Annotated in this window: 4 protein-coding genes; 3 read left to right on the forward strand and 1 reads right to left on the reverse strand. The window is 67.8% G+C overall.

Annotation, left to right across the window (positions count from 1 at the left end; translation table 11 throughout):
• Positions 1–477: HAD family hydrolase (locus tag KZA10_RS11110; protein WP_218682914.1), on the reverse strand; the 477-nt coding region annotated here is incomplete at its 3' end.
• Positions 478–520: 43 nt separating this feature from the next.
• On the opposite strand from KZA10_RS11110, the gene KZA10_RS11115 reads away from it, so the two are divergent.
• The 3 genes from KZA10_RS11115 (at position 521) to KZA10_RS11125 (ending at position 2,841) form a co-directional block, all read left to right on the forward strand.
• Entirely contained in the window at positions 521–1,741 is a 1,221-nt protein-coding gene (locus tag KZA10_RS11115; RefSeq protein WP_308289651.1) for a M50 family metallopeptidase, read from the forward strand.
• A 69-nt stretch (positions 1,742–1,810) separates the two neighbouring features.
• Complete coding sequence (locus tag KZA10_RS11120) at positions 1,811–2,179, forward strand: YciI family protein (RefSeq protein ID WP_055868837.1); 369 nt, start codon at positions 1,811–1,813, stop codon at positions 2,177–2,179.
• Positions 2,176–2,841: a sigma factor-like helix-turn-helix DNA-binding protein gene (locus KZA10_RS11125; protein ID WP_308289652.1), complete on the forward strand. Its 666-nt coding sequence runs from the start codon at positions 2,176–2,178 to the stop codon at positions 2,839–2,841. The genes KZA10_RS11120 and KZA10_RS11125 overlap by 4 nt, the downstream gene beginning before the upstream one ends.
• The last annotated feature ends 111 nt before the right edge of the window (positions 2,842–2,952 follow it).

Raw genomic sequence — 2,952 nt, forward strand, 5'->3', positions numbered from 1 at the left:
GACCACGATCCGGAAGAAGGAGCGCAGGCCCGCGGCCCCCAGCACCTCTTCGGCGTTCTTGGAGCTCGACACCACGCCGAGCGGGATGCCCACGGCGTGCAGGCTCTCGACGAGCGCGAGCGAGCCGGGGTACGGCGCGATCCCCTGAGCGCGCAGAGACGCGGCGAACGCAGCGTTCTTGCGGTTGCCGATGCCGCAGACGGTCTCGGCGGTCGGGTCGTCGTCGACATCACCCCAGGGCAGCTCGACGTTGCGGCTGCGCATCAGGCTCGCGACACCGTCGTAGCGCTTCTTGCCGTCGACGTAGTCGTAATAGTCGGGGTCGGTGTAGGGCGCCGTGATACCCCATCGCGCGAACACATCGTCGAAGACGGCCTTCCAGGCACGCATGTGCACCTCGGCCGTCGGGGTGAGCACGCCGTCGAGGTCGAAGAGCACGCCGTCGGCGTGGAACAGGTCGGGCAGTGCTTCAGGCACAGAGCCTCCAGGAGAAGGGCGATCGTCGGGCCGGCACCTCTCCGTGCCACTGTGCAAGCGTAATGCGGCGGCGCGCCGCGGAGTAACCCCCGCGGACGGGTGGTCTCGGCGCATCGGCGAGACGGAGTACGGGTTCAAGCTGCTTCCGCTGGGGGGCTTCATCTCGATGTCGGGCATGTACCCGGCGTCGAAGAGCTCCGGTCCGGCCTCCGGCGTCTTCCGCTCATTGATCCAGGATGCGCGTAGCGCGAACGACGAGACCATCGCGGAGGGCGCGGAAGATCGCGTCTTCTACCGCCTGCCCGTGTGGAAGCGCGTGGTCGTGATGCTCGGCGGTCCCGCCATGAACTTCGTGCTCGCCACGGTGATCTTCACCGTGCTGCTGTCGGGGATCGGCCTGCAGCAGGGAACCACCACCATCGCCTCGGTGACCGAATGCGTGGTGCCCGCGGGCTCGACGGCAACCGAGTGCACACCGGATGACCCGGCCTCACCCGCCGCGGAAGCCGGGATCAAGCCGGGAGATGTCATCGTGTCCGTCGACGGACAGCCGGTGTCGACGTTCGCCGAGGCCACCACGATCGTGCAGGCGGCACCGGGCGAGACGCTCGACATGGTGGTGCGACGTGATGGGGCGGAGAAGTCGCTGCGTCTCACGCCGATCGCGGCAGAGCGCACGATCACCGACGCCAGCGGCCAGCCGGTCCTCGACGACGCGGGAAAGCCTGTCGTCAAGGAGGTCGGCTATATCGGGATGGGGGCGCAGATGGGCTACGTTCAGCAGCCCCTCACCGCCGGCCCCGAGATGGCCGCGGACAGCACCGCTCGGGTCGCATCCATGATCGTCACGCTCCCTGTGCGTCTGTGGGACATCGGCGTCTCCCTCGTCACCGGCGGAGAACGCGACCCGAATGGACCGCTGAGCGTCGTCGGGGTCGGACGCCTTGCAGGTGAGGTCGCCGCGACCGATGCGCCCATCCTCAACAGGTTCGCCTTCCTGCTCGGTCTGCTGGGCTCGCTGAACATCGCGCTGTTCGTCTTCAACCTCATCCCGCTGCTCCCGCTCGACGGTGGTCACATCGTCGTCGCGCTGTGGGACGGCATCAAGCGCGCGTGGGCCAAGCTCTACCGCAGGCCGCCCCCGGCGCCCGTCGATGCGACGAAGCTCGTGCCGCTGACCGTGGTCGTCGCGGTGCTTCTGATCGCGATGGGAGCGCTGCTGCTCGTCGCCGATCTGTTCAACCCGGTGAATCTTCTCGGCTGAGGTGTCGAATTCGTCCTTGCCCGTTCGCTGAAGGGGTGAAACGGTTCTCAAGACGAAAGGACGAACCTCATGAAGTACGTCATCATGTTTACATCCACCCCCGAGCACGACGCCGCCGTCTCGCCGGAGGTCGCTCAAGACGTGTACGCGCGTGTCTACCAGTGGTTCCAGGACAATGCCGACTCGATCGAGGACAGCGGCGCAGAACTGCAGCCGGTCGATGCGGCGACCACCGTGCGACACGGGGCCACGGGCGCAGTCGTCGTCGACGGTCCCTTCACGGAGGCGCGTGAGGCCGTCGGCGGCTTCACTCTCATCGATGTGGCCGACCTCGACGCCGCGATCGCCCTGGCGCGGACGTGGCCGATGCTCGAGCTCGAGGGCACCTCGGTCGAGATCCGTCCGATCGTGACGGACTACAGCCAGTTCGAGCAGTGAACGCCTCGGATGCCGCGTCATCGGGGGACGCGGCATCCGATCGCGCCCTGGAGCGGGTGGTCCGAGCCGAATCCGCCCGGATCGTCGCGGCCCTCACCACGTCGCTCGGCAACCTCGATCTCGCGGAGGAGTCCGTGGCCGAGGCTGTCGCCGAAGCTCTGGTCGGATGGCGCGTGAGGGGAGTCCCGCCGAATCCGGCCGCGTGGCTCACTACGGCTGCGCGTCACAACGCACTCGATCGGCTGCGCCGCGACAAGCGCTACCGCCAGAAGCTCGCGATCCTCTCCGACCGGGCGCCGCTGGTCGACACCGAAATGGATGAGCGACTGCCTCTGCTGTTCGGATGCTGCCATCCGGCGCTGTCCGAGCCCGCACAGCTCGCGCTCACCCTGCGCGCGGTGTGCGGCCTCACGACCGAGCAGATCGCCAGGGCGACGATGAGCACTCCGACCGCTGTCGGACAGCGCATCGTGCGCGCCAAGCGCAGGATCGGCGCGGCAGGGATCCCGCTGCGTGTGCCGGAGGGCGGGGAGCGGGCACCGCGCCTGGACATGGTCCTCACCGTGATCTCGGTCATGTACAACATGGCGCATCTCCTGCCGGGCGCGGACTCCGGGGCGGATCGCGACGTCGCAGAAGACGCACTGCTTGGATTCCAGTAGTCGTCGCAACGGTGTGAACTATCCCGGGCTCAGTAAAGCATTCATCCGCTCCGTCGGAGTGTCCCAGCCCAGCGCCTTGCGCGGTCGGTCGTTCAGTTCGTCGGCGATGGC

The organism is Microbacterium sp. BF1 (genome assembly GCF_019279095.1).
GTDB classification, from domain to species: Bacteria; Actinomycetota; Actinomycetes; order Actinomycetales; family Microbacteriaceae; genus Microbacterium; species Microbacterium maritypicum.